This is a genomic window from Bradyrhizobium sp. LM2.9, assembly GCF_054056555.1.
In genome coordinates, this window is the sequence record NZ_JBSRYJ010000002.1 from 2,341,594 (window position 1) to 2,366,398 (window position 24,805).

At 64.0% G+C, this 24,805-nt stretch carries 19 protein-coding genes and 1 pseudogene; 5 read left to right on the forward strand and 15 right to left on the reverse strand.

All coding sequences use genetic code 11. The features are described from left to right. Positions 1-87: 87 nt before the first annotated feature. The 5 genes and pseudogenes from ACVWW3_RS12715 to ACVWW3_RS12735 form a co-directional block, all read right to left on the reverse strand. Positions 88-2,583, reverse strand: coding sequence for a caspase family protein (locus ACVWW3_RS12715; RefSeq protein ID WP_456671979.1), 2,496 nt, complete (start codon positions 2,581-2,583; stop codon positions 88-90). Positions 2,584-2,796: 213 nt separating this feature from the next. Then, positions 2,797-3,537 (reverse strand): carbonic anhydrase, encoded by a 741-nt coding sequence (locus tag ACVWW3_RS12720; protein ID WP_247349260.1) that lies wholly within the window; start codon positions 3,535-3,537, stop codon positions 2,797-2,799. 111 nt (positions 3,538-3,648) lie between these two features. Beyond that, positions 3,649-4,140: a hypothetical protein gene (locus tag ACVWW3_RS12725; RefSeq protein WP_456649709.1), complete on the reverse strand. Its 492-nt coding sequence runs from the start codon at positions 4,138-4,140 to the stop codon at positions 3,649-3,651. Positions 4,141-4,281: 141 nt separating this feature from the next. Beyond that, positions 4,282-7,786, reverse strand: a pseudogene (gene dnaE / locus ACVWW3_RS12730) (DNA polymerase III subunit alpha). Between the two features lie 469 nt (positions 7,787-8,255). Beyond that, the gene (locus tag ACVWW3_RS12735) at positions 8,256-8,981 is read right to left on the reverse strand and encodes an outer membrane protein (protein WP_456649707.1); all 726 of its coding nucleotides are present in this window, start codon (positions 8,979-8,981) and stop codon (positions 8,256-8,258) included. A 254-nt stretch (positions 8,982-9,235) separates the two neighbouring features. Here ACVWW3_RS12735 and ACVWW3_RS12740 point away from each other — a divergent pair, with 254 nt between their 5' ends. Both ACVWW3_RS12740 and ACVWW3_RS12745 read left to right on the forward strand, forming a co-directional pair. Then, positions 9,236-9,553, forward strand: coding sequence for a DUF3551 domain-containing protein (locus tag ACVWW3_RS12740; protein ID WP_247447368.1), 318 nt, complete (start codon positions 9,236-9,238; stop codon positions 9,551-9,553). Between the two features lie 296 nt (positions 9,554-9,849). After that, on the forward strand, positions 9,850-11,184 hold the full coding sequence (locus tag ACVWW3_RS12745; protein WP_456649706.1) for an MFS transporter: 1,335 nt from the start codon (positions 9,850-9,852) through the stop codon (positions 11,182-11,184). 10 nt (positions 11,185-11,194) lie between these two features. On the opposite strand, the gene map is transcribed toward ACVWW3_RS12745, so the two are convergent. Beyond that, a complete protein-coding gene (gene map, locus ACVWW3_RS12750) occupies positions 11,195-11,944 on the reverse strand; it encodes a type I methionyl aminopeptidase (RefSeq protein WP_354049556.1) in 750 nt (249 codons plus the stop codon). Positions 11,945-12,171: 227 nt separating this feature from the next. Here map and ACVWW3_RS12755 point away from each other — a divergent pair, with 227 nt between their 5' ends. After that, the gene (locus ACVWW3_RS12755) at positions 12,172-13,491 is read left to right on the forward strand and encodes an epoxide hydrolase family protein (protein WP_456649705.1); all 1,320 of its coding nucleotides are present in this window, start codon (positions 12,172-12,174) and stop codon (positions 13,489-13,491) included. A gap of 431 nt (positions 13,492-13,922) precedes the next feature. On the opposite strand, the gene ACVWW3_RS12760 is transcribed toward ACVWW3_RS12755, so the two are convergent. From ACVWW3_RS12760 to ACVWW3_RS12770, 3 genes are all read right to left on the reverse strand, one after another. After that, positions 13,923-14,438 carry a hypothetical protein gene (locus ACVWW3_RS12760; protein WP_456649704.1) on the reverse strand — a complete coding sequence of 172 codons (516 nt, stop codon included), beginning with the start codon at positions 14,436-14,438 and terminating at the stop codon, positions 13,923-13,925. Between the two features lie 66 nt (positions 14,439-14,504). Next, the gene (locus tag ACVWW3_RS12765) at positions 14,505-14,966 is read right to left on the reverse strand and encodes a YybH family protein (RefSeq protein WP_456649703.1); all 462 of its coding nucleotides are present in this window, start codon (positions 14,964-14,966) and stop codon (positions 14,505-14,507) included. Between the two features lie 85 nt (positions 14,967-15,051). Beyond that, positions 15,052-15,405 carry a hypothetical protein gene (locus ACVWW3_RS12770; RefSeq protein WP_456649702.1) on the reverse strand — a complete coding sequence of 118 codons (354 nt, stop codon included), beginning with the start codon at positions 15,403-15,405 and terminating at the stop codon, positions 15,052-15,054. A gap of 979 nt (positions 15,406-16,384) precedes the next feature. Here ACVWW3_RS12770 and ACVWW3_RS12775 point away from each other — a divergent pair. Further along, entirely contained in the window at positions 16,385-16,684 is a 300-nt protein-coding gene (locus ACVWW3_RS12775) for a hypothetical protein (RefSeq protein ID WP_456649701.1), read from the forward strand. A 342-nt stretch (positions 16,685-17,026) separates the two neighbouring features. Here the strand turns inward: ACVWW3_RS12775 and ACVWW3_RS12780 are convergent, their stop codons facing one another. After that, a complete protein-coding gene (locus ACVWW3_RS12780) occupies positions 17,027-17,821 on the reverse strand; it encodes a helix-turn-helix transcriptional regulator (protein WP_247447360.1) in 795 nt (264 codons plus the stop codon). Between the two features lie 107 nt (positions 17,822-17,928). Between ACVWW3_RS12780 and ACVWW3_RS12785 the strand changes: the two genes are divergently transcribed. Next, positions 17,929-19,008 (forward strand): alcohol dehydrogenase catalytic domain-containing protein, encoded by a 1,080-nt coding sequence (locus tag ACVWW3_RS12785; RefSeq protein WP_456649700.1) that lies wholly within the window; start codon positions 17,929-17,931, stop codon positions 19,006-19,008. A 165-nt stretch (positions 19,009-19,173) separates the two neighbouring features. Here the strand turns inward: ACVWW3_RS12785 and ACVWW3_RS12790 are convergent, their stop codons facing one another. The 5 genes from ACVWW3_RS12790 to ACVWW3_RS12810 form a co-directional block, all read right to left on the reverse strand. Continuing rightward, complete coding sequence (locus tag ACVWW3_RS12790) at positions 19,174-19,875, reverse strand: ABC transporter ATP-binding protein (protein WP_211398118.1); 702 nt, start codon at positions 19,873-19,875, stop codon at positions 19,174-19,176. Positions 19,876-19,882: 7 nt separating this feature from the next. Next, positions 19,883-21,151 carry a lipoprotein-releasing ABC transporter permease subunit gene (locus ACVWW3_RS12795; protein WP_456649699.1) on the reverse strand — a complete coding sequence of 423 codons (1,269 nt, stop codon included), beginning with the start codon at positions 21,149-21,151 and terminating at the stop codon, positions 19,883-19,885. Between the two features lie 84 nt (positions 21,152-21,235). Beyond that, positions 21,236-22,555 (reverse strand): proline--tRNA ligase, encoded by a 1,320-nt coding sequence (proS, locus tag ACVWW3_RS12800; protein ID WP_247349275.1) that lies wholly within the window; start codon positions 22,553-22,555, stop codon positions 21,236-21,238. 84 nt (positions 22,556-22,639) lie between these two features. Next, the gene (locus ACVWW3_RS12805) at positions 22,640-24,262 is read right to left on the reverse strand and encodes a copper resistance CopC/CopD family protein (protein ID WP_456649698.1); all 1,623 of its coding nucleotides are present in this window, start codon (positions 24,260-24,262) and stop codon (positions 22,640-22,642) included. Continuing rightward, positions 24,262-24,780: a YcnI family copper-binding membrane protein gene (locus ACVWW3_RS12810; RefSeq protein WP_247447356.1), complete on the reverse strand. Its 519-nt coding sequence runs from the start codon at positions 24,778-24,780 to the stop codon at positions 24,262-24,264. Before ACVWW3_RS12810 ends, ACVWW3_RS12805 begins: the two co-directional genes overlap by 1 nt. Positions 24,781-24,805: the final 25 nt, after the last annotated feature.

Sequence of the window (24,805 nt, forward strand, 5' to 3'; positions counted from 1 at the left end):
AAGCAAGGAAATAAGGGCCATTCTGCGGCGGTTTTCGCCCGCGAGAGGCCCTCTTCCGTAAAGACCCTGCTGCGCCCTGGCCCGCGACTAGCATCTGGGCTGGTTCGGCGGGCATTTCTTTGCCGCCGGCGGCGGGGCCGCGGGACGCGGCGGAGGTGCTGCCGGGCGCGGCGGTGGCGCGACGGCCATCCGGGGCGGCGGCGGTGGCGCCGGCCGGGCTACCGGTGGCGGCGGCGCGGGTCGGGCCATTGGCGGCGGCGCTGGCCGAGCGGCCGCGACGGGGGGAGCCACCCGGGCCAGCGGCGGCGCTGCAACACGCGGCGGAGGCGGCGGTGCCGGACGCGCCACGGCCGGCGGTGGAGTCGGCCTCGCCACGGCCTGAGGCCGCGGTGGTGATGCCGACGGCCGGGCGGCCTGCGCGGGAGTAGCCGACGGCTGATTCTGGGGCCTGATCGGCTCGCGCGCGGCAGAGGGCGGCGGGGTGACCGGTCGTCCAGCTGCGCCGGGAGGCGTGCGGGCAGCAGGCGGCGTGCCAGCCGGGTTGCGGGTCGCGGACTTGCCATGCTCCCCGGGCCCGGTCCCGGGCTGGGCCACCGGCGGCTTCGGCGATTGGCCGGCCGCAGCGGCCGGATTTGCAGTGATGGGCTTAGCCGTCGGCGGCGCCGCGGCGGTTGGCGCACCGGGATGAGCCGGCAGAGCGGTACCGGGACCAGCAGTCGTCGGCGCCCCCGGATGCGTCGGCAGCGGCGCGCCGGGTGCAGTCGCCGTCGGAGGTACAGGTCTGCCGCCCGGCAGAGGCCCTGCCCCCGCTGGTGGCGTCGGCGGCCCGCCATGGCTCCCTGGAACCGGCAGTGTATTGGCCTGGGGCAGCCTGGCCGATGGAGCAGCGGTTGGCGCTCCGATCGGTGCCGCGGTCGGCGCGACATTGGCCGGCGTCGCCGGAGCTAGCCTTGGCCTTGCCGTCGGCTGCATCGTCGCGCTCGGCGGCATCGGCGCCTTACCCTGCTGAATCAGGGCGGCGCGCTGCGCGACCGCCTGCGGCACGGCGGGACCGGCCGGGCTGGCCCGGCCGGCAACGGCTGGTGCGAGATTGCCCGGTCCGGGCCCCGGCCCCGCACCCGCCGGCAATGCCTGCGGCCGGTTGATGACGGTGTTGATGACCGTGGTGTTGTGAATGTTCTGGTAGATGATGTTGTTCGGCGGCGGCGCGACATAGATCGGCGGTCTGACGAACACCGGGATCGGCACGAACACCGGCTGCGGCAGCACGAACAGGCCGAGCACCGGCATTGGCGGCGACAGCACGACGAAATCCGGCGGCGGCGGCGGCAGATAGTAGATCGGCGACGGCGGCGGCGGCGCGAAGCCAAAATCGGGATCGCTGAAATACAGCACCGGACGGTCGACATAGACGATCTCCTCCGGCGGCGGAGGCGGTATGTCATAGTCGATCATCGCAAAGCTCGGCGGCGGCTCGACCGGCGCGGTCAGGATCGCCAGGCGACGGCGCGCGTCGGCCGCATGCGGCCCTCGCGAATAGCGACGCAGATACGACCAATAGGCTTCCGGCGTATCGGTCCGATAGGTCCGCCGCCAGGTGATCGCCTCGCGGCGCGCCGCGACGATCGCCATCACGCGCTTGGCCATCGGATCATTCGGATAGGCGCCGAGAAACTCCTCATAGGCCGGCAGTGTGTCGCGCGCGAGCGCGGCGGCGTAGGCATCCTGTACGCCGAGATCGCGGATCGGTTTGTTACGCATCGCGGCGACCTGGTCGGGCGCGGCCTCCGGCGGCGGCGCGTCGGGCCCGCGCTCGAAGAACGAGAACTGCGCCGATATCTTCTGCTCGTTCCAGGGTACCTGCGCGCCCTTGCTGGCCTCGTTGACGCGCAGGCGAACGCGATCGAACACATCAGGCAGCGGCAGGCCGCCGGTGCGGATCATCTCCGCCAGCGACTGTGCGTAGATGCCGTATGGCCCCGGCTCCTCCGGCGCCACCGTGCCGGGCGCGGCATTGAAGGCGATCAGCATGTTCGGATCGGGCTCGACCAACGCAAGCCCGCTCGCGATCGGCTGGCCGCCCTCGACGAAGGGCTGCGCCCGCGCTGCATCGAGCACGACGATGTTGGCCTTGAGCGGAACGGAAGCGAGCTGCCGCGCATAATCGCTGATGCGCAGGCCTTCGGTCGGAATGTCGGTGTCACGGGTGATGTTGGAATCGACCGGGATGAAATAGTTCTCACCCGCAAGCTGCACGCCGTAGCCGGCGAGATAGATCATCGCGACGGTGCCGGGGCCGGAGGCCTGCGCCTTCTGGATGAAGTCGCGAAAACTCTTGCGCAGCGTGTCGCCGTCGAGATCGCGGGCGCCGACAACGTCGAAGCCCGCCGCTTGCAGCGTCTGCGCGATCAGGCCGGCATCGTTCGCGGTCGTCGCCAGCGGCGACTTGGCATAGGCGCCGTTGCCGACCACGAGCGCGATGCGCTTTTCCTGCTGCTGAGCGCGCGCCGGATCCGGCGCGCCCGCGGCAAAAACCGCGATCGGCAGGAGAAGGCAGATGAAGGCTCTGAGCGTCCCAAGCATGGCTTGCTGCCCGTTATTGTTGTTGAGGTGCCGCCACGCATCAGACGCGCGGCCAGCTGAATGGCACTTGAACGAAGGGCTAAATAACGAAAGGCCCAAATAACGAAAGGCTTGGATTGAGGCGGAGGCATGGCGCCCGTTGCCGGCGCCAAGCTCCTGCGTCAGACTCGCATCAGCCTCGCGACGGTGGACCGGCGCGAGGCGATCAGCGCGTCAGCCCTGCGCGATCAGTTCGACCGTTCCCGTCGTGAGCCGGTAGATGCCGCCCACGACCTTGAGCTTGCCCTGCTCCACGGCCGCATTGAGGATCGGCGCCGCCGATTTCAGCTTCGCGACGTTGTCGATCACGTTCTGCCGGATCGCATTGTCGAGGACGTTCCCGCCTTGCTGCATCGCAACCTTGGCGGCAGGCGCGATCGCATCGACCAGCGAGGGGATGTGGCCCGGCGGCGGCTTGTTGTCCTTGATCGCCTTCAGCGTCGCATCGACGGCGCCGCAAGCGTCATGGCCGAGAACGAGGATCAGCGGCGCGTTGAGCACGGCGACCGCATATTCCATGCTGGCGATGGTCTCGGTGCCGGCAAAATTTCCGGCGACGCGGCAGACGAACAGATCGCCGCGGCCGGTGTCGAAGGCATATTCCGGCGCGATGCGCGAATCGGCACAGCTCAGCACGGCAGCGAACGGGTTCTGCCCGCCTGCCAGCGCCTCGCGCTCGTGCTTGAAATCATGACGCCGCGCCACGCCGTCGACATAGCGCGCATTGCCTTCCATCAAGCGTTTCAATGATGCGTCGGGCGACAGCACGTTCTGCGGCTTGGGCGGCGTTTTCGTCTCCTTGGCGAAGGCCCTGCCGGTCAAGGCGAGGCCGAGGGCCGAGGCACCAAACAACATCGCGGACCGCCGCGATGGTACGATCTTCTCCTGTAGGGATTCATTGCATTTGTCGCACATGTTACGTTCCTCCCGGCGCGATGGACCAACGGCATCGGTGCAATCATAGCCGCAACGATGTGACGAAACCACAAATGACGGTGCGGGCCGGCGCCCGAGTTTCGCGCGGGCCTATTCCGCCAAGCGAAGCTCTGCGATTGTCGTCATGGCGGCCGGTTCATCCAGGGGAAGGAAATCCAGCGGCCCCTGATTTTTATAGCCGGACGTCATCGCAAGTGTGAGACCCCAGCCCAGCAGCCCAGTGCTCGCGTTCGCGATCATGGCGCTCTTGCGCTGACTGAAGCGCGCAACAAAGAACACGGTCTGGCCGGACTGAGCCGAGAAGTCCACGCGCGTCACGCCGAGCGCCGCCTCCTCTGCTACGAACTGGTGTTGGCCCGCCGGGCGATCGACATAGACATATGTCCCGGTCTTCAGGCCCTTGATCGGCGTACCGTCGAGGGAAAATGCCCAGTCCGGATCGCCGATGCCGCCGAAGCCCTTCTCGCGAAACACGACGACCCGTGCCTGCCCGGCTTTCGGCGGACCCAGCTTTCGTACCGCCTCCGAATACCCGAGCCCACTTCTCGCCGTCTCACAGCCGCACAGCAATGCCGCAGCCACGAGCAACACCAGCCCACGCAATAGCATCACGCCCCCAGATTTTCCCCGGGAGCATGCTAACCGGAATCAGCGACAGGTTGCAACGGGACCGCAGCATCACCCGCGCAAAACATGCAACCGGCTGCAACTTCGTGCGTGTTGCTAGAGCTGCTGCACGTCCACGACACCCGCCACCGCCTTGATGGCGCCCGCGATCTGCGGCGAGACCTTGAAACGGCCGGGCAGCTTCATCTCGACCTCGGTCTCGAGGTCGAGCATCATCACCAGCGAGACCTCACCGTCGCCGTTGGAGCGCGGCGCGGTGCCGGGACTGCCGACTTTCGGTGCCGCGCCGTTCGACGCCGCCATGTCGGGTCCGGCGAGACGCTTGGCGATCGAGTCCAGCGGCTTGGTGTCGCGCACGAAAATGCGCAGGCCCTTCTGGGTCTTGGCCGCGGCGTCGTCCAGCGGCTCGGCATGCAGCACGCGGGCGCGCACGTCCTCGCCCTGGAGCTCGGCACCGAGCTGGAGCAGCACGGCAGCGCCCGGCTCCAGCACGTCGCGATATTGCGCGAGGCCTTCCGAGAACAGCACCGCCTCGAAATGTCCGGTCGGATCGGACAGGCCCATAATGCCCATCTTGTTGCCGGTCTTGGTGCGCCGCTCCATGCGCGACACCACGGTGGCCGCGACCTTGCCGGCGGTGGCGCCGGTCTTCACCGCGCGCGAGAACTCGGCCCAGGACTGTACGCGCAGCCGCTTCAGCACGGTGGCGTAATCGTCGAGCGGATGTCCCGACAGGAAGAAGCCGATCGCGTCATATTCGCGGCGCAGCCGCTCGGCCGGCAACCATGGCTCGATCTGCGGCAGCATGACGGTCGGCGCATCGGCCGAGCTGCCGAACATGTCGTTCTGGCCGATCGTCTCGGCCTGATGCGCGCGCTGGCAGGCGGCGAGGATCGCGTCCGCACCGGCGAAGACGCGCGCCCGGCTCGGCTCCAGCATGTCGAAGGCGCCGGCCGCGGCAAGACTTTCGATGACGCGCTTGTTGATCGCGCGCGGATTGACCCGCGCGGCGAAATCGGCGAGCGAGGTGAACAGTCCCTTCTTCGTCCGCTCCTCGATGATCTGCTCGACAGCGGCAATGCCGACGCCCTTCAGCGCGGCGAGCGCGTAGTAGATCGTCTTGTCGCCGACCTCGAAGGTCGCGCCTGAGCGATTGATGTTCGGCGGCTCGACCTTGATGCCGAGGCGCTGCGCCTCCGAGCGGAATTCGGAAAGCTTGTCGGTGTTGTTGAGATCGAGCGTCATCGACGCCGCGATGAACTCCACCGGGTAATGCGCCTTCATGTAGGCGGTGTGGTAGGACACCAGCGCATAGGCCGCCGCGTGGCTCTTGTTGAAGCCGTAGTCGGCGAATTTCGCCAGGAGCTCGAAGATGGTGTCGGCCTGTGCCTTCGGCACGCCGTTCTTCACCGCACCGGCAACGAAGATCTCGCGCTGCTTCTCCATTTCGGCGCGGATCTTCTTGCCCATGGCGCGGCGCAGCAGGTCGGCGTCGCCGAGCGAATAGCCCGACATCACCTGCGCGATCTGCATCACCTGTTCCTGGTAGATGATGACGCCGAAAGTCTCTTTGAGAATCGGCTCCAGCACGGGGTGCAGATATTCCGGCTCCTCGTCGCCGTGCTTGCGCAAACAATAGGTCGGGATGTTCGCCATCGGACCCGGGCGGTAGAGCGCGACCAGCGCGATGATGTCCTCGAACCGGTCGGGGCGCATGTCGACCAGCGCGCGCCGCATGCCCTGGCTTTCAACCTGGAACACACCGACCACCTCGCCGCGCGCCAGCATCTGGTAGCTTTCGGCATCGTCGATCGGCAGCGTGGCGAGATCGACATGGATGTCGCGCGGGTTGAGCAGCTTGATCGCGACGTCGAGCACGGTCAGCGTCTTCAGGCCGAGGAAGTCGAACTTCACGAGGCCCGCGGGCTCGACCCATTTCATGTTGAACTGGGTGACCGGCATGTCCGACTTGGGGTCGCGGTACATCGGCACCAGCTCGCTCAACGGGCGATCGCCGATCACGATGCCGGCGGCATGCGTCGAGGCGTGGCGGGTCAGGCCTTCGAGGCGCTGGGCGATATCGAAGGCGCGCGCCACCACCGGGTCTTCGTCGCGGAACGCCTGGAGTTTTGGTTCGCTCTCGATCGCGGCAGCCAGCGTGACGGGCGCGGCCGGATTCTGCGGCACGAGTTTTGTGAGCTTGTCGACCTGACCGTAAGGCATCTGCAGAACGCGGCCGACGTCGCGCAGCACGCCGCGGGCCTGCAGCGTACCGAAGGTGATGATCTGCGCGACCTGGTCGCGACCATAGCGCTCCTGGACGTACTTGATCACCTCGCCGCGGCGGTCCTGGCAGAAGTCGATGTCGAAATCCGGCATCGAGACGCGTTCGGGATTGAGGAAGCGCTCGAACAGCAGGCCGAACTTGATCGGGTCGAGGTCGGTGATGGTCAGCGCCCAGGCGACCAGCGAGCCTGCGCCGGAGCCGCGGCCCGGCCCGACCGGAATGCCCTGGCCCTTTGCCCATTTGATAAAGTCGGCCACGATCAGGAAGTAGCCCGCGTATTTCATGCGCATGATGACGTCGAGCTCGAACGCCAGGCGCTTTTTGTAGTCCTCGTCAGTGGTGCCCGGCGACAGGCCGTGCACTTGCAGACGGTTGCCGAGCCCCTCCTCGGCCTGCCGCTTCAATTCGGCCGCCTCGACCGCGGCGGCATCGGAGCTTGCGGCGGCGCCGACCGTGAAGAACGGCAGGATCGGCTTGCGCGTCATCGGGCGGAACGAGCAGCGCTCGGCGATCTCCACCGTCGAGGCCAGCGCCTCCGGAATGTCGGCGAACAGCACCGCCATCTCGGCGCGGGTCTTGAAGCGGTGGTCGGGCGTGAGCTGCTCGCGCTCGGTCTCTGCGATCAGCCGCCCGCCGGCGATGCAGAGCAGCGCGTCATGCGCTTCGTAATCGTCGGTCGCGGCGAAATACGGCTCGTTGGTCGCAACCAGCGGCAGGCCCTTGGCGTAAGCGATGTCGATCAGGCTGCTTTCAACCCTCCGCTCCTTCTCGGTGTTGTGGCGCTGCAGCTCGACGTAGAGGCGGTCGCCAAACAGGCCGGCCAGACGCTCGCAGCGCAAGGCGGCAATTTCGGCCTGCCCCGCGGCAAGCGCCAGCGAGATCGGCCCGTCCGGACCGCCCGTCAGCACAATCAGGCCTTCGGTCTCGCCCTCCAGCCAGTCAAACTTGATGTGGGAGGCATGGGTGTCGGGCGTCTCCAGGAACGCGCGCGAGTTCAGCCGCATCAGGCTGCGGTTAGCCGCGCTCCTGCGCGGCCAGCAGTACCACGCGCGAGGGCAGAAGCGCGTTGCGCGCACTGGGATCCTGGTCGCCGAAATCGATCGCGATCTCGCAGCCGACGATCGGCTGGATGCCGGAGCCCGCCATCTTGTCGGAGAACTCCAGCGCACCGAACATGTTATCGGTATCGGTCAGCGCCAAGGCCGGCTGATGGTCTTTCTTCGCAAGCTCGGCGAGCTTGGCGATCTTGATCGAGCCCTTGAGCAGCGAATAGGCCGAGTGAACGTGAAGGTGGACAAATCCGGCGCTCGGCATGGTCGCGTGACGGCCTCTTGCAGATGGATGGAGCGGTCGCCGGCACCGGAGGCATCATGCATTCGCCAAGCCGACTCGCCTCACAATGGTGGGGTCTCACCGCTTCAGAGTCCACGCCGGAGCGGCCGATCGGTCGCGTCGTCCCGCTTTTCCCCAAGGGGCACCCGTGAGCCGAGCACCGGTTTACAAAACCGCGGGTCTAGAGCTGCGGAATCACCTGCGCCCAGATTGCGATCATCCCGACGAACAGCGCGATCGAGGCGAGTGCGGCGGCTTCTTCGACGAAAATCCTGAACATGGCTTGCTCCATCACCAGAACGTATGAAGAACATTGTTCTCATTTTGTTCCTGGGAGTCAAGCCGTCTGCGCCATCTTGAAAAGCGATGGTTAACTCGCTGAATTCAAACAATAAAAAAGCCCCGGCACAAGGCCGGGGCTTTCATCAACCGCTCGATGGAGCGATCAAGCTCAGTAACGGCCGAGCATCTGGCCGGGGCCGAACTTGTAGTTCAGGCGGACGAGGCCCATGTCGACGTCCTGCTTGACGTGGACCGGCAGAACACCGATGCCGCCGGTCAGGTTCTGATCGTTGCCACCCAGGAAGATGTGGTTGTATTCGGCGCCAACCGACCAGTTCGGAGCGAACCCGAACTCGAGGCCCGCGCCGACCGTGCCGCCCCAACGAGTGTCGTTGGCCGATGCAAGCGACACGCCGCCGAAAGAGGCGTCGTACTTGGTGCCAACCACCGCCGCACCACCCTTTACGTAGAGCAGCACGTTGTTCCAGGCGTAGCCGACCTGACCGGTGATCAGACCGAACGAGTCGATCTTTGCGTTGTTGGTGAAGCCGGAGATCGCTCCAACGTGGCTGCCGGAGAAGTCAGCCCAGTTGCCCTGGCCTTCCACGCCGAACACCCACTGGCCCGACTGCATGCGGTAGCCGATCTGGCCACCGACCGTGCCCCCGGTCGCGTCATGCGAACCATCGCGGCCGAAGCCCACCAGATCCCACGTCGCGTGCGAGGAACCGCCGCCGCCGTTGACGCCGATGTAGAAGCCGCTCCAGTCGTAGATCGCGGCAACCATCGCGGGCGCCTTGGTGTAAGGCCGCGCAGCGAGGTCAGCAGCCACCGCCGGCGCAGCCGCGCCGAGCGCGACAAGGCTCACAGCAGCAAGCAACAGATTCTTGTTCATTTGATTCCCGTTCCAGTTTTGTCGTGAGGCCCCCGGGCCGTGTCGTCGTTCATACCAGCGCTCGACGGAATTGCTGTAACCTCGACGCCACAGTCCGCCCCAAAGGGCTGCGCTTCATTAATGAAGATTTATCAGGGCGCGCTGGAAACCCTTTGAAACAAGAGTTTTCACGAGTTCCAATGTCGGTTACACGACATATACGGCATGCACGCGTAACAACATCGCGCGCACATTCGCGTGATTGGAGAATTGAAATGCGCAGACGAATTGCTTTCCCCATTTCTGCCATATTTTCGCTCGCGCTCGCCACATTTGCGTTTGCGCCCGGCGGAAGCACGCCGGCGCATGCGTTCGGAACTCACCATGCCTTCTGTCTCACCGGCGATGAATGGCCGGGGCTCAGCAATTGCACGTTCGACAGTTACGCGCAGTGCCAGGCGAGTTCGTCGGGCCGCGCCCTCACCTGTATCGCGAACCCGTATTTCGCAGGCCAAAGCGATGATCCCTACGCCTACCAGAACAGGCCGCACGCGCAGACGCCTGGTTATCCGCCGGGCTATTTCCTGCGCTAAGCTGCGTCGCGCTCGCTTCGCGCTCCTTGATTGCCGCTACGCCTCGCACGAGCGGTGCAGGTATTTGGCCGTGGGTCGGTCGGCGACGCGCATTGCGAACCGGTATTTTGCGCAGAAGAAGCCCCCTCGCCGCGCAAGGCGCCTCAATTAAATCGGGACGCTGATATGCGGCCTGCCCAGCGTTCAGCTTCCGGTGTTGACGCCGACTGATCCGGGTTTAAGTACGACAGAGAAATCTTGCAGGGGTGGCGACGTTTGCTGGGCTGGTTCCCGTTGACGCCACCATTGCAGGACACATGACGACATCGCACCGAGCGACCTCGCCCCGCGCGACCGCGGCCTCAGCACCCCCTCATCTCGCCATCGTCCTGTTCTCGCTCGCGATGGGCGGCTTTGCGATCGGAACCACCGAATTCGCATCGATGAGCCTGCTGCCGTTTTTCGCCGCCGATCTCGGGATCGACGAGCCGACCGCGGGACACGCAATCAGCGCCTACGCGCTCGGCGTCGTGCTCGGCGCGCCACTAATCGCCGTGCTCGGCGCGCGATTGGCGCGGCGCGCGCAGCTATTGGTCCTGATGGCCGTGTTCGCGCTCGGCAATGCCCTCACCGCACTGGCGCCGGGCTTTGGCTGGATGATCGCAGCGCGTTTCCTCTCGGGATTGCCCCACGGGGCCTATTTCGGCATCGCCGCGCTGGTCGCGGCCTCCCTCGTTCCGCAACATCGCCGCTCGCAGGCGATCGGCCAGGTGATGCTCGGCCTGACCACTGCCACCATCATCGGCGTGCCGCTGGCCAATCTGATTGGGCAGGCCGTCGGCTGGCGCGCGAGCTTCGGTCTCGTGTCGGTGCTGGCGTTGCTCACGGTCCTGCTGTGCGCCCTGTTCGCGCCACGCGACCAGGCAGGCCGGTCCGATCCGCTGCGAGAGCTGGGAGCGCTGCGAAGCGGCCGCGTCTGGATCACGCTGGCGATCGGCGCCATAGGCTTCGGCGGCATGTTCGCCGTCTACACTTACCTGGCGACCACGCTGATCGAGGTGACCAAGGTCAGCCCCGCGGTCATTCCGCTTTTTCTGGCCGTGTTCGGCATCGGCGCCACGCTCGGCAATCTGTTCGTGCCGCGCTTTGCCGACCGCGCGCTGATGCCGACCGCGGGCGTCATCCTGTTATTCTCGGCAGTTGCGCTGCTGGTGTTTCCGCTTGCCGCTGGCAATCCCTGGCTGCTGGCGGCAGACGTCTTCGCGATCGGCGCCAGCGTCTCGCTCGGCGCCATTCTCCAGACGCGGCTGATGGACGTCGCCGGAGACGCGCAGGCACTTGCGGCCGCCCTCAACCATTCGGCATTCAACACCGCCAATGCGCTCGGCCCGTTTCTCGGCGGCATCGCCATTCGCGAGGGGCTGGGCTGGACCTCCACCGGCCCAGTCGGCGCCGCGCTGGCGGTTCTGGGTTTCCTGATCTGGATCGTCGCCTATCGCGACGCCAGATCTGCTGAAGCCGAATCTGCTCCGGTCGATGTCAGCTCAGGAAGCAACGCGGCCGCACCGGAGAATCCTCCGGCGAGACTGGCGCCACCGTTGGCGCCGGATGATCGAAGCCGTTCGGATGCCGCCAGTGATCCGGTGGCTTGAGGACGCCTCCTCAATCAGCCATCGTAACGATCAAAGGTCCGCTTCGAGTGGCGATCACGGTGTGCTCGTATTGAACAGTCGCCGCTTCGGGGCTGCTGTAGAGCGTCCACGGATCATCGCCATCCTGTGCCCACTCGGCGCCCAGGGACAGGAATGGCTCGACCGTGAACACCAGGCCGTCGCTCATGATACGGCGCTCGGAGCGGTCGGGCCATGTCGCGATCTCCGTCGGCTCCTCGTGGAGCGACAGGCCGACACCGTGGCTAGCAAGGTTCCTGACCAGGCTGTAACCGTTCTTCCGCGCGAAGGTCCCGATGGCCTGACCGATGCCGGCAATCGGTTTGCCGGCTCCAACCTGCCGCAGGCCCGTCCACATCGCGCGCCTTCCATCCCTGCAAAGACGTTCGACCACGCGGGTTACGGGCGGAACGGCGAATGACGCTCCCGTATCCGCAAAGAAGCCGTTCTTCTCGGCAGACACGTCGATGTTCACAAGATCGCCGCGCGCGATCCGTCGCTCACCCGGAATGCCGTGAGCGATCTCCTCGTTCACGCTGATGCAGGTCGCCCCGGGAAAGTCGTAGGCCAGCTCCGGAGCCGAACGTGCGCCGGCAGCCTCCAGCAGTGTTCGTCCGATCTGGTCGAGCTCGGAGGTGGTCATGCCCGGCTCGAGCGCCTTGCCCATCGCCTCGAGAGTGTTGGCGACGATGCGTCCGATCTCTTTCAGGCTGGTGAGGTCGTTGTCATCCGAGATTGTCATATCAGGCTCTTCCGAAAGCCGGGGCATAGCGCTTGTGAAGCCGGCTTGCAAACGGAAGGACCCATGCCAAATCGCGTCGGCGCAAATGCTTCTTGCCGGACGGCCCGGTCTTTCGAAAACGCACGACGTGACGCACCGGACCTCGCAATCGCCGTTCATATGACATTTCAGCGATGCTATCCCCCTGTCGCTCTCGACAACACAGACGAGAGAACTGGAGAATGTTCATGTCTGTCACGAACAACGGAATCGGCCGGCGAGACTTCGTTGCATCGTCGCTGGTCGGTACCATTGGCCTTACCTTTCCGCTCACTTCGATCGCGTCATCCGCTCAGGCCGCAGAAAGCACCGCAAGCCCCGCCGGCGACGCCAGCATCCGCAAATTCAATATCAACATCCCCGACTCGACGCTCGATGACCTGCGCCGGCGCATCGGAGCAACGCGCTGGCCCGACCGGGAGACGGTGCCCGACATCTCGCAAGGCGTGCAACTCGCGCGGCTGCAATCTCTTTGCGGCTACTGGGCCAAGTCCTATGACTGGCGCAAGATCGAAAAGCAGCTCAACGCACTGCCGCAGTTCATCACCGAGATCGATGGCCTCGACATCCATTTCATCCATGTCCGGTCACGCAATCCCGACGCGCTGCCCATCATCATCACGCACGGCTGGCCGGGTTCGATCCTCGAAATGCTCAAGACCATCGGACCGCTGACCGATCCCGTAGCGCACGGTGGGCGCGCCGAGGACGCCTTCCGCGTCGTCATCCCCTCGATTCCCGGTTACGGCTTCTCGGCGAAACCACGCGAACTCGGATGGGGCCCGGACCGCGTAGCGCGCGCCTGGGACGTGCTCATGAAGCGGCTGGGATATGTCAGATACGTCTCCCAAGGCGGCGACCATGGATCGGTGATCTCCGACGCGCTCGCCCGTCAGAAACCTGCTGGCCTTCTGGGTATCCACGTCAACATGCCGCCAACTGTGCCTGCCGAATACGTCAGGGGCATCAATGCCGGCGATCCGCCGCCTGCAGGACTTCCTGAGCCGGAACGCGTGGCCTTCGAGACCCTGAGCAAGTTCTTCGCGCGAAGCGCGGCCTACGGCGCGATGATGGTGACGCGCCCGCAGACGATCGGCTACGGGCTTTGCGATTCGCCCGCGACACTCGCGGCCTTCATGTACGAGAAGATCGCCGAATGGACCGATAGCGGCGGCGAGCCCGAGCGCGTGCTGACCAAGGACGAAATCCTGGATGCCATCTCGCTCTACTGGCTCACGGATACCGGAGCGTCGGCCAGCCGGTTCTACTGGGAAAACAACAACAACAACTTCAGCTCCGCCGCGCAGAAGACCACGGAGATCACGGTGCCGGTCGCGGTGAGCGTATTCCCTGCCGAGATCTATCGCGCGCCGAAGACATGGACGCAGCGCGCCTATCCGACGCTCCATTACTTCAATGAGGTTGAAAAGGGCGGCCACTTCGCTGCGTGGGAGCAGCCGCAGCTCTTCGCCGCCGAGATGCGGGCGGCGTTCAGATCACTGCGCTAGGCAGTTCAATCCATGAACCGGGACATGAACCGGCGCGGCGGCACGTTGCCAATGCTCTCGATGCGCCCGGTCGAGCGATGGCCAACGGTCTCGGATCGATCGCCAAAAGTTGCTCCAGGCGCTGCGCGACGGGCAAGGTGGCGCGGCTTTGACCGGAAAAGGCAGGTGGACCCAACCGCACCTGCTCAATTGACAAGAGCATCGTACGCGCGACACACGCGAAATTGTAGGCATGTTAGCTGCGCGTAAGCAAAGCGGAGGAGACCGCAGGGTTTCCGCTGCAGGCCGGCAAGTACGGGGTCTGGCGCGGCCGCATCGCCCCTGACATGGTTATGGCGATGCTGGCGCCCCGCTCCCTGCATGTCCGCGAAATCACACCGATGCCGGACGGAAAGCCAGACACAACAAGGTTCGGCATCGACATGGCGGGCTTAGTTCGTCTTGACGAACTTGTACGTCCCCTTCTTGTGGCCAATGACCTGACTGATGCCATCGAAGTTGCTCTTGAGAGGGTCGATGGTGACGACGAGCGCGGCTTGAAGACCTTCGAATTTGCCGGTCCCCCCGGTTATGTTGCAATTGTTGGGGGATGCGGGCATCCAGTCGCATTGCTCGAACACTTGATCGCCGTCCTTGTCGACGTAAGTACAGAACCCATGAATTTCGGCGGTCTTCGCCGATGAATCCGTTAGGCGGCTGAGCTGACAACGTCCGCCCATGTTGTTGAGTACAGGAATTCCCGCCTCGTTTGAGGCTGCCATGGCTTGGTTCATGAGAACAAACTCTCTGCCGCCGCCGATCGGCATCGGCTTGGGAGCAGGAATCGGCGTGGCGGTAAATATGACCGAGACGGCGCCTTCCGGCGGCATACTCTGAGCCTGGACACCCGTAGTTATCAGAACGACCGCGACTGAAAGCAATGCGACGTTTGCGTGTAAAATGACCATCGTTAGCTCCCTTTAAGTTAAGGTGGTGCAGAGAACTATTGCGAGCAAAGCAGGCTATGTCTTGAGTTACCTTGCTGCCTGCTGCGGCTGGGGCGGCGGCGGCTTGGGAATCGACGTGAGCATGCGAATCTTCCATTGCCCGTCCTCACGAACATCGAGAGCGGTCCAAATAACGGTGAAGTCTATGGGAGCACCTGTCTCGCTCTTGCCAGTAACGCGAGATTCGCCGGTTACCAGAGCCGTGCTTTCTGACAATGACTCAACCTCGGTCATCTTTACCTCGAGACGACTAACTCCCGCTCTGAACGCGTTCTCATAGTACTTGGTATTATCCACGACTCCGTCTTCAGTAACACGCATATAGCTCTTCGTATAAAGTGACGTAATCCCGGCGGCGTCCTTGTTGTTGAAGTACTGCTCGTAGGCAGAACCTATCTTTCCAATTTCTTCTTTGAGATTTTGATCTGACGCAGTCGCAGGAATTGCTGATAGTAACAGCGAGATAAATACAGATCCAAATCTGCGCATGATGCTACTCCCTACTGTTGATGCCTCTCCAGACGAGAGGCAGTTGCGGACACCCACTGTTTGCTCGAATTTTGTAGGTTCGTCCTCATGGTGGCAGGAGAGCGGCCGCTGTATCGAGCCCGCCGCTGAGTTCGGGCGACCGCACGAAAAGAAAACGAGAGGTCGCCGGTATTTCAGCGTCGTCCTTGCCGTCCTGGCCGATCAGGATCAATCCGGCTCCGCCATTTGCCACGTTAAGAACCACCGGCTCTCCACTCCACGTCTTGATTGGCTGCATTCCCACGATGAGAAATTCGCCCATTGGCTGATCAAAATATTGAAGGCGCAATTGCGGACCGATCTCCGCTGCCGCAAGTTCAAAGCCAAGTTGCCGGGCCCGCGCGTAAATGACGGCCAGCGGCACGCTATCGGTTTTGAAGCCAAGCTCGATCGCAGACACCACTACAAGCTCCACGCCTGTCTTGTTGGAACTGACGGTGAAGGCCGGTCGAGCGAGAACTTCCGCGGCCAGCCCGCCAAATACTGCAACCTACGGAATCCAATGCATTGCGCAACGCAATGGAATTGGCAAAGGTGCCGACCGCTATCGTCTTCCATGTCGGAACATCGCGGGCGGCCCCGATGAGTTTTTTTGCGGCAGATCAACTGCACGAACTTTGCCGAGCTTCAGTTGATTCTGTAAGACGTCGCGCGCCGAGCATTGTCCCCATGCCTGCAGCGTGGACTGAAACAAGGGGGCGGCACAGAGCAATGCAACAATCAGGCAATGCCTGCTTCGCCCCGCGTTCGGATGATGATCTAGTGCGGCGCGATCCGCGTGGCTTATCAGAATGCACATGTCGAAGATCGACTTTGTTGCAAAGTTCGACTGAAAGAACCCGCCTCCGAGTCAATGGGAAGAAGAACGGAGGCCAATGAAAAAACATTGTCCGACCGCACTCAAAAGGGGGGCCGGAGGCGGGGCGCTATTGGCTCAAGTATTCCAATTTCAAATGAACGGGCGGCAGTCCGTAAGCCCGATAGCCCGTCGCATCAAACCGAAAACGGAATGACGTGGCTGAAACGTAGCACCACGGGTCCGACGGTTCAATCTGCAACTCCGCCCACCAGCGTGCATAACGCGCTTCGCCGCGATCGCGACGTTCGAACAGCCCCTCTGGCACTCGAAGGCGTTACGTCGATTAAACTCGGCAATTCTCAGGTTCGCCGCGAACACCACTCCGCGCGAAAAATTGCCTGCCAGTGACGATGCGAGCCCATCCGCCGAGAAAGGGCAGAGTTGCTTCCGCTTACGAAGCCTGAACCAGGATCAAGCCGCTGAAGACGAACCTTTATCGAGATTGAACTGGAGGTTCGCTCCTCACACGTTGCTCGATACATGCTTCTTGGAAATTTTACACAACTATGGAGGTAGCTCCATGCCGATCGTTCAATTTACTCGCTTCAAGACCGACAAGGCCGAGGAAATGGTCCAGCTTATCAGGCGGGCGAAGAAAATCTTTGAAAAACATGGTGCCGAATTTCTTCGGCTCTCCCGTTTCCACACTGGTGCCTGGACAGGAGAGTTGCTGGTTGCGACGCGCTACTCCAGTTGGGAGGTTTACGGCAAAGTGCAGGAGGCCGTGGCAAAGGACCCGGAGTTTGCGCAGGTGCAGGCTGACGGAATGAAGATTGCCGAACTACAGAGCCGTAACATTGCCGTTAGCATCGATCTCTAGTCGGGGCGCCGCCCCGCAAACTACATTAAGCGCGGAGGCCGCTGGACATATGCCGGCGGCCTCCCCAATCTGCTGCCCGGTGGCGCAGGCCGGCTGATTCAGGCTCTCGATCATCCGCCGAATGGACGGCGGTACGATCTCGGGCGTGAACGCGCGCCTGTCGCCGTCGCGCGCCAGTGCCTTCAGATGCCTATGCTGGGTCTTGCTGAGACGCAGCGCGCGAGCCTGCGCGTCGAAGGTCTTGGCCTTTGCGTTCTACGCCCTGGAGCATGATCCGGAAAAGTGTGCAGCGGTTTTCCGGAAAGATCATGTTCAAACAATAACCTAAAGCGCGATGACGATTCATCCCAATCTCATCGCGCTTTGGACTGGCGTGTAGATCACCAGCTTCAGCGCGGGATCATCGTTGGCCTGAAAGCTCGTGTGTTCGAACTGGAGCACGCCCCTGGTCGGGTGGTTCATGGTCTTGAGGCCCGCGGCGGTGCTGCGGATGTCGTGCGCTTCCCACCATTTGACGAATTCCGGACTGCCCTCGCGCAGCCGCGTGAGCAACTCCGTGAAGGCGGGATCGCCCGCCCAGACGTCGTGGGTGGCGCGAAACATCGCGACCATGCTCTTGGCGACGTCGTTCCAGCCGGCACCATAGAACTTTCGCGTCTGCTTGTTCGTCATCACCAGCAGCAGCGTGTTGCGGTCCTGCTCGGGCAATTGTCCGAACCCGAAGACCTCCTCGGCCGCCTCGTTCCAGGCCAGCACGTCCCAGCGCCGCCCCGTGACATAGGCCGGCTGCGTCAGGCTCTCGATCATCCGCCGAACGGGCGCCGGCACGATCTCGCGCGTGAACGCGCGCTTGTCACCGTCGCGCGCCAGCGCCTTGAGATGGGCATGCTCGGTCTTGCTGAGGCGCAGCGCGCGGGCAAGCGCGTCGACGGTGGTCACCGACGGACTGACGGTGCGGCCCTGCTCGAGGCGGATGTACCAGTCGACGCCGATGCCGGCGAGCTGCGCGACCTCTTCGCGACGGAGCCCTGCGGTGCGGCGCCGCCGGCCAGCGGGAAGCCCGACGGTCTTCGGCGACAGCTTTTCGCGGCGGGACCTGAGGAAGTCGCCGAATTCGACGCGGCGTGGATCGGCCATGATGACGTGCCTCGATGGAGGGCCTGGACAATACTAGGATAATACCAGGCCTTCCTGCGCCTGGGAAGGCGGCGCATATCGGCTTCACCCTGCTTTGAGGTGAGATCATGAAAGCTGCCGTACTGAAATCCTTTGGATCCCCGCTTGCGATCGAGAAAGCCCCGGACCCTGTGCTCGGGACCGGCGAGGTGATCGTCGACGTCGTCGCCACGCGCGTGCTGTCCTACATGAACGAGGTCTTCAGCGGGATGCGCAACTATGCGCTCGACCTGCCGATCATCCCGGGTCCTGGCGGCATCGGACGGGTGCGTGCGATCGGCCCGGACGCGACGAAGCTCAGCGTTGGGGACTGGGTCTTCTGCGACCCGACGGTGCGCTCGCGCGACGAAATCGTTGCACCCGACATCGCCCTGCAGGGACTGACTGCCGCAGGTCCCGGCGGCATGCTCCTGCAAAAGCACTTTCGCCACGGCTCGTTTGCCGAGCAGATGCGCGTGCCGACGGAGAACGTGAAGCGCCTTGGCCAAATCACGTCCGACGAAGCCACGCAATGGTGCGCGCTGGGGACGCTGCTGGTGCCCTATGGCGGCTTCCTTGCCGCCAACCTTCAGCCCGGCGAGACCGTGCTGGTGAGCGGGGCCACAGGAAATTTCGGCAGCGCAGCGGTCTCGGTCGCGCTCGCGATGGGCGCGGCCTGCGTGGTCGCCCCCGGCCGCAACGACAAGATTTTGGCCGATCTCGTCGGGCGCTTTGGCGACCGCGTGAGGCCGGTCAAACTCACCGGCAACGAGGACGACGACTGCGAGAACATGAAGCGTGCGGCTCCCGGGCCGATCGATTGCGTGTTCGACATCATGCCGCCCTCGGTGAGCACGACCGTCGTGCGCGCGGCGATCATGACGGTGCGCGCTTACGGCCGCGTCGTGCTGATGGGTGGCGTCGGCATGGCGGGCGGCGCGGGCCTCGAGCTGCCCTACCCCTGGATCATGCGCAACTGCATCAGCATCCACGGCGTCTGGATGTACCCGCCTGATGCAGCAAGCCGCCTGATCGCGCTGGTGCGAGCCGGACTGCTGCGGCTCGACGAATACGAGACCACGGCCTTCGATCTCGACCATGCCAACGAGGCGGTCGAACACGCCGCAGCCAATGGCGGTCCGTTCAAATTAACGGTGATCCGGCCGTAAATCGCCTTCTGCGGCGGCGATGCGCCGCCGCGGCTGATATGCCCGACATGTCAAATGGCTGGAGGAAGTCACGCCTGACGTAGCCGGCCACGCCCGGCTACTGTGCATGGGGTTGTTTTCGCGTTTTTCATTCGAGCTCGATGACGTTACTCGAGCTCGATGGTTTTATTCGAGTTCGATCACTTGTCCGTTCGACAGCGACACGCGCCGGTCCATGCGGCCGGCCAGCTCCATGTTGTGGGTCGCGATCAGCATCGAAACTTTGGTCGCCTTGACGAGCTGCATCAGGGCCTGGAAGACGTGGTCCGCGGTGTGCGGATCGAGATTGCCGGTCGGCTCGTCCGCGAACAGCACCCGCGGCGCGTTGGCCACCGCGCGCGCGATCGCAACGCGCTGCTGCTCGCCGCCCGACAGCTCGGACGGACGGTGCGTGATGCGTTCGCCGAGGCCGAGATAGCCAAGAATCTCCTTGGCGCGCTTGACGCTCTCGGACTTCTTCAGGCCGCGGATCATCTGCGGCATCATGACGTTCTCCAGCGCGGAAAACTCCGGCAGCAGCCGGTGGGACTGGTAGACGAAGCCGATATCGGTGCGGCGGAGCTGGGTGCGCTCGATGTCGGGCAGTTGTGAGGTCGGCGCGCCATTGACATAGACCTCGCCGGAATCGGGAGCTTCCAACAGCCCCGCAATGTGCAGCAGCGTCGACTTGCCCGAGCCCGACGGCGCCACCAGCGCGACGGATTGACCCGCCCACAGCGCGAGCTTGGCGCCGTCCAGGATCGTCAGCGGCACCTCGCCCTGCAAGTACTGCCGCTTTATCTCGTGGAGATAAATGACCGGTACATCTTCCGCCCCCTGCTGCTCCATCAGCCCCTCACTCGTACCGCAGCGCTTCTACGGGATCGAGGCGTGCGGCCCGCCAGGACGGATACAGCGTCGCCAGGAACGACAGCGTCAGCGCCATGATGACGACGGCCGAGGTCTCGCCGATGTCGATCTCGGCGGGCAGCTTCGACAGGAAATAGAGCTCTGGCGAAAACAGCTCGGTGCTGGTCAGCCAGGACAGGAATTGCCTGATCGACTCGATGTTGAGGCAGATCACCAGCCCGACGAAGAAGCCGACCATCGTACCGACCACGCCGATCGAGGCGCCCGTGATCAGGAAGATGCGCATGATCGAGCCTTGCGAGGCTCCCATCGTGCGCAGGATCGCGATGTCGCTGCCTTTGTCCTTCACCAGCATGATCAGGCCGGAGACGATGTTGAGCGCCGCGACCAGCACGATCATCGTGAGGATCAGGAACATCACGTTGCGCTCGACCTGGAGCGCGTTGAAGAAGGTCGAGTTGCGCTGGCGCCAGTCGACCAGGAACACCGGCCGGCCCGCCGCCTCCGTCACGGCCTGGCGAAACGCTACGATCTGATCTGGATTGGTGGTGAAGACCTCGATCGAGGTGACGTCGTTGCTGCGGTTGAAATAGGCCTGCGCCTCCGCGAGCGGCATGAACACGAAGCCGAGATCATACTCGGACATGCCGATCTCGAACACCGCGGCGATCTTGTACGGTTTTATGCGCGGTGTCGTGCCCATCGGGGTGACCGCGCCCTTCGGCGCCACCAGCGTGATGCTGTCGCCGGCGTGCAGCGACAACTGGTCAGCGAGGCGCCGGCCGATCGCGACCCCCTGCCCGTCGTCAAAACCCTCGAGCGAGCCCTGCTTGATGTTCTTGGCGATCGAGGTGAGGTTGTTGAGGTCGTCGGAGCGGATGCCGCGCACCAGGACGCCCGAGGCGTTCCACGGCGATGACGCCAGCGCCTGGCCGTCCACCACGGGCGCGGCGAGCCGGATGCCCTGGACCTGGCTGAGACGGTCGGCGACGTCCTTCCAGTCGGTCAGCGGCGATTCCAGCGGCTGGACCAGGATGTGGCCGTTGAGCCCCAGGATCTTGTCGAGCAGTTCCTTGCGGAAGCCGTTCATGACGGCCATGACGATGATCAGCGTCGCCACGCCCAGCATGATGCCGAGAAAGGAGAACCCGGCAATGACCGAGATGAATCCCTCCTTGCGGCGCGCCCGCAAATAGCGCGCCGACAGCATCCACTCGAATGGCGCAAAAGGCGCGGTCTGTACAGTCTTGGTCATGGGTTCATCCATCGGTTGATAATCCCATGATTCGGGGTCAATTGTGGCCGGATTGCCGGCCCATTACCGCGCGGTGAACACTATTCAGCCGGCGAGGCGCGCAACCACGTCCGCAGGCGACATATTCTCGCGCGAGCCGTCGGCACGCCGCTTCAACTCGATCTTGCCGTCGGCGAGCCCCTTCGGCCCGATCATGATCTGCCAGGGGATCCCGATCAGGTCGGCGGCGGCGAATTTGGCCCCGGCGCGCTGGTCGGTGTCGTCGTAGAGCACGTCGACGCCCTTGGCGGAAAGCTCCGCATAGAGCTTCTCGCAGGCCGCATCGACCGCGGCATCGCCCTGCTTGAGGTTGAGAATCGACACCCGGAACGGGGCCACGGCCTCGGGCCATTTGATGCCGGCATCGTCATGGCAGGCCTCGATGATGGCGCCGAGCAGGCGGGAGACGCCGACGCCGTAGGAGCCGCCGTGGATCGGCACGTCGACACCGTCGGGACCCGCAACCAGCGCCTTCATCGCGTCGGAATACTTCGTGCCGAAATAGAAGATCTGCCCGACCTCGATACCGCGGGTGTTCACCCGCTTGTCCGCGGGCACTTCCTGCTCAAAGCGCGCGGCGTCGTGAACGTCTTCCGTGGCCGCATAGACCGAGGTCCATTGCTTGATGATCGGCGTCAAATCGCTCTCATAGTCGACGTCCTCGCCCGGCACCGGCAGGTCCAGCACGTCGCGATTGATGAAAACGCCGGATTCGCCGGTCTCGGCCAGCACGATGAACTCGTGGCTGAGATCGCCGCCGATCGGGCCGGTCTCGGCGCGCATCGGGATTGCCTTCAGCCCCATCCGCGCGAAGGTGCGCAGATACGCCACGAACATCTTGTTGTAGGCAACGCGCGCCGCGGCCTCGTTAAGGTCGAACGAATAAGCGTCCTTCATCAGGAACTCGCGGCCGCGCATCACGCCGAAGCGCGGGCGCTGCTCGTCGCGGAATTTCCATTGGATATGGTAGAGATTGAGCGGCAGGCTCTTATAGGACTTCACATAGGCACGGAAGATCTCGGTGATCATTTCCTCGTTGGTCGGCCCGTACAGCAGCTCACGCTTGTGGCGGTCGGCGATGCGCAGCATCTCCGGACCGTAAGCATCGTAGCGGCCGCTCTCGCGCCAGAGGTCGGCGAGTTGGAGTGTCGGCATCAACAGCTCCAGCGCACCGGAGCGGTCCTGCTCTTCGCGCACGATCTGCTCGATCTTCTTCAGCACACGAAAGCCGAGCGGCAGCCAGGCATAGATGCCGGCGGCCTCCTGTCGGATCATGCCGGCGCGCAGCATCAGCCGATGCGAGACAATTTCCGCCTCTTTCGGATTTTCCTTCAGGATCGGCAGAAAGAACCGCGACAACCGCATGGCAATACTCGAGGAATCAGGTGACGGCTTGCAGTGAAACCGGATTGGGAGCCAAAACACAAGACCGGGAATGAGGAAAAGCCGCTAAGGCAACGGAATTCCTGTCATTTTTCCGTCGACTTCAGGTTCAGCTTGAACTGTCGAAGAGCCGGATTCAGGGCGCCCCACCTCGAGTTCGTCCTCCAGCGTGATCATCTCGAAATCGGTCACCAACGCGTCGATCCGCATATGCCAGCGGCCGGCAAAGGGAAGCTCGACCTTGCGCACGTGCCAGTAGCCATCGGGTCCTAGCGAAGCGTTCCGCTCCATCGGCTCGATGCCCCGTTCAGGCAGGCTCAGGGTCAACGTCGCTTCCTTGGCGGTCAGCGGCGTCGCGTCGCCGGTCATGAGCTGGAGCACGAAATCGTCGAGCCCGGCCTTACCCGGCGAGACCAGGACTTGGAACATCGCCTTGTCGGTGTGAATGTGGATGGCGAGCGGCGTCTCCGGAACGATCGTCCGCGGCGGCGGCGTGAAGCGCCAGCCCGCGACGACGGCAAAGATGCCGAGCGCGATGGCGCATTCGAACAGGATCGAGCGCTTGAGGGCTGGCGCGGCCTTGTGATCCCCGGGGAGCGCCGGGGTCAGGCGAAAGCGGTTGAGCGCGGCAAGCGCCAGCAGCACCAGGACCAGCGCCAGCTTGATCGAGAGGATCAGGCCGTAGCGGGTCTCGACCAATGCAGACAGCTTTTCAAGCTGGACGAAGGCGAGCGCGAGGCCGGTCAATGCGAGAACGCCAACGACCGGGACGGCGATGTGGGAAAAGCGGTTCACGACAGGCAATGCCGCGGCTGGCGACTTCGACACAAGTGCAGCGAGCGGGACCAGCGCGCCAATCCAAAAGGCAACGGCGAGGCCATGCAGGAAGATAGCAGGCCGCGTGAGCGCCTCGGGCGGTGCCGTAGCAGCGTGCCCGGTCATGGCGAGCGACAGACCGACGCCGACGAAGGCGATGAGAGCAAGAGCGCGTGCATACCCCGTACCGCGCAGCGCCATTAACGCGAACAGCATCGCAGCGATGGCAACAAGCAGCGCGGGGCCGGCGCTAGTCTCAAATGCGACTTTCCAGGGAGCAACCGTCGCGAGAGCCGCCAGCGGCAGCCCAAGAAGATCGAGACCCAGCGCACCAAGGGACGCAACCGCGCTCGGAAGGCCGATCGCGAGCGCTATGCGCGGCACGGCCATGCCGGTCATCGACCACGCAACGCAGCGCGCAAAGAACACGCCGCCGGCGCCGACGAACAGGCCAAGATAGAGACCGACCCGCGTCAGCCAGATCAGCACGTTCAATCCGCTATCCGCGTTTGCCGGAGGTTGCGTCCCCGTCGGCCGGCCGATCGAGAAGATCACCGATCCCGCGACGGGATGGCCATCCTGCGAGATCACGCGATAGCTGACGACCGCCGTGCCCTGCGGCAGGTCCGCCGGCATCGCAATCGAGATCGTCTCGCCCGATGCGCTGACGCGCACATCACCCCGCGCCCTGCCCGCGCCGTCGATCAGTTGGATCGCGCCCGGCGTCACCGCCTCGTTGAAGCGCAGCTCCACCGTCTTCGGCGCGCTCGCGAGCATGCTGCCGCTCGGCGGCTCGACCGCGACGAGGGCCGCGTGCGCCGAGGCGCCGGTCGCGAAGCCGACAAAGAGGAGCAGCGCGGCGAGCAGGCGCATCAGGGTTTTGGCAGGAGTTTTACGCCCGGCGCCGGTGACTTGCCCTCGCGCGAATGCCCCGCTCCCTCCGCTGGAATCTCGATCCAGCGGCTGACGCCGGTCTCGCATTCCTGGACGACGGGGAAGTACAGAATCGTGTTCGGCTTGAGCGTGTCGGTCAGGGCCGTGTGCATGACGAACTCGTCATAGTTCTTGTCCGGCAGCTTGCCGCCGGACCAAGTCACCTCCTTGACGCCGGAGGAGAGCTTGGTGCCGTGATAGTCGTATTCGCCGGCATATTTGCCCTCGACGACATCGACGTTCCAGCCGGCCTTCGGCATCGGCTTCACCGCGATCACGCCCTCGGGGATCTGCACCCGGATCTTCACCGTCGGCGAGCCCGCGCAACCGTGCGGCACGGCGAAGACGGCTTTGTACGATCCCCCCACAGTCGCCTGCTTGGCTTCGAGAAAGACGTGCGCGGTCGCCGGCGTTGCCGCAAATGCACTCAGAAAAATCAGCCAGATTCGCGTCGACATGTTCGGTCTCCCGAAGGTCCGGATC

Bases quoted from the DNA above. Each gene is read 5' to 3' on its own strand.
- ACVWW3_RS12715 (WP_456671979.1), bottom strand. From the start codon at position 2,583: ATGCTTGGGACGCTCAGAGCCTTCATCTGCCTTCTCCTGCCGATCGCG.
- ACVWW3_RS12720 (WP_247349260.1), bottom strand. From the start codon at position 3,537: ATGTGCGACAAATGCAATGAATCCCTACAGGAGAAGATCGTACCATCG.
- ACVWW3_RS12735 (WP_456649707.1), bottom strand. From the start codon at position 8,981: ATGAACAAGAATCTGTTGCTTGCTGCTGTGAGCCTTGTCGCGCTCGGC.
- ACVWW3_RS12740 (WP_247447368.1), top strand. From the start codon at position 9,236: ATGCGCAGACGAATTGCTTTCCCCATTTCTGCCATATTTTCGCTCGCG.
- ACVWW3_RS12745 (WP_456649706.1), top strand. From the start codon at position 9,850: ATGACGACATCGCACCGAGCGACCTCGCCCCGCGCGACCGCGGCCTCA.
- map (WP_354049556.1), bottom strand. From the start codon at position 11,944: ATGACAATCTCGGATGACAACGACCTCACCAGCCTGAAAGAGATCGGA.
- ACVWW3_RS12755 (WP_456649705.1), top strand. From the start codon at position 12,172: ATGTCTGTCACGAACAACGGAATCGGCCGGCGAGACTTCGTTGCATCG.
- ACVWW3_RS12760 (WP_456649704.1), bottom strand. From the start codon at position 14,438: ATGGTCATTTTACACGCAAACGTCGCATTGCTTTCAGTCGCGGTCGTT.
- ACVWW3_RS12765 (WP_456649703.1), bottom strand. From the start codon at position 14,966: ATGCGCAGATTTGGATCTGTATTTATCTCGCTGTTACTATCAGCAATT.
- ACVWW3_RS12775 (WP_456649701.1), top strand. From the start codon at position 16,385: ATGCCGATCGTTCAATTTACTCGCTTCAAGACCGACAAGGCCGAGGAA.
- ACVWW3_RS12780 (WP_247447360.1), bottom strand. From the start codon at position 17,821: ATGGCCGATCCACGCCGCGTCGAATTCGGCGACTTCCTCAGGTCCCGC.
- ACVWW3_RS12785 (WP_456649700.1), top strand. From the start codon at position 17,929: ATGAAAGCTGCCGTACTGAAATCCTTTGGATCCCCGCTTGCGATCGAG.
- ACVWW3_RS12790 (WP_211398118.1), bottom strand. From the start codon at position 19,875: ATGGAGCAGCAGGGGGCGGAAGATGTACCGGTCATTTATCTCCACGAG.
- ACVWW3_RS12795 (WP_456649699.1), bottom strand. From the start codon at position 21,151: ATGACCAAGACTGTACAGACCGCGCCTTTTGCGCCATTCGAGTGGATG.
- proS (WP_247349275.1), bottom strand. From the start codon at position 22,555: ATGCGGTTGTCGCGGTTCTTTCTGCCGATCCTGAAGGAAAATCCGAAA.
- ACVWW3_RS12805 (WP_456649698.1), bottom strand. From the start codon at position 24,262: ATGCGCCTGCTCGCCGCGCTGCTCCTCTTTGTCGGCTTCGCGACCGGC.
- ACVWW3_RS12810 (WP_247447356.1), bottom strand. From the start codon at position 24,780: ATGTCGACGCGAATCTGGCTGATTTTTCTGAGTGCATTTGCGGCAACG.